Source organism: Oceanipulchritudo coccoides (assembly GCF_010500615.1).
GTDB lineage: Bacteria > Verrucomicrobiota > Verrucomicrobiia > Opitutales > Oceanipulchritudinaceae > Oceanipulchritudo > Oceanipulchritudo coccoides.
This window is the reverse complement of record NZ_JAAGNX010000020.1, coordinates 1-445: the sequence shown is the minus strand read 5'-3', so window position 1 is coordinate 445 and position 445 is coordinate 1. Positions and strand designations below refer to the sequence as shown.

The 445-nt window shown below is 57.5% G+C and carries 1 pseudogene; it reads right to left on the bottom strand.

Annotated elements, in window-relative coordinates:
* Positions 1–54 precede the first annotated feature (54 nt).
* Positions 55–445, bottom strand: a pseudogene (locus G0Q06_RS14245) (HslU--HslV peptidase ATPase subunit); the annotation flags it as partial.

Below are 445 nucleotides of genomic sequence, written 5' to 3'. Positions count from 1 at the left end.
GCGCAAGTAGCCCATGTGCCAAGCTGTTGCAGGCGCTGGGCGGTTTGAAAAGGCTTAAAGCACGTAGCGGCTGACATCGGTGGATTTCGTCAGCTCACGAAGGTTCTTGTCGACAAATTCGGCGTTCACCACGATCTCTTCGCCTGCGCGGTCGGGGGCGGTGAAGCTGAGTTCCTCGAACACCCGCTCCATCACGGTGTAAAGACGCCGCGCGCCGATGTTTTCAACGGATTGGTTCACATCCGCGGCGATCTTTGCAAGTGCCGCGATCCCCTCTTGCGTAAACGAAACCTTGACCTGTTCGGTTCCCATCAGCGCGGTGTATTGTAGGGTCAGTGCGTTGTCGGTTTCCGTCAGGATGCGCACAAAGTCTTCTTCTGTCAGGGCGCGCAACTCGACCCGGATTGGCAGACGGCCCTGAAGTTCCGGTAAGAGATCAGAGGGT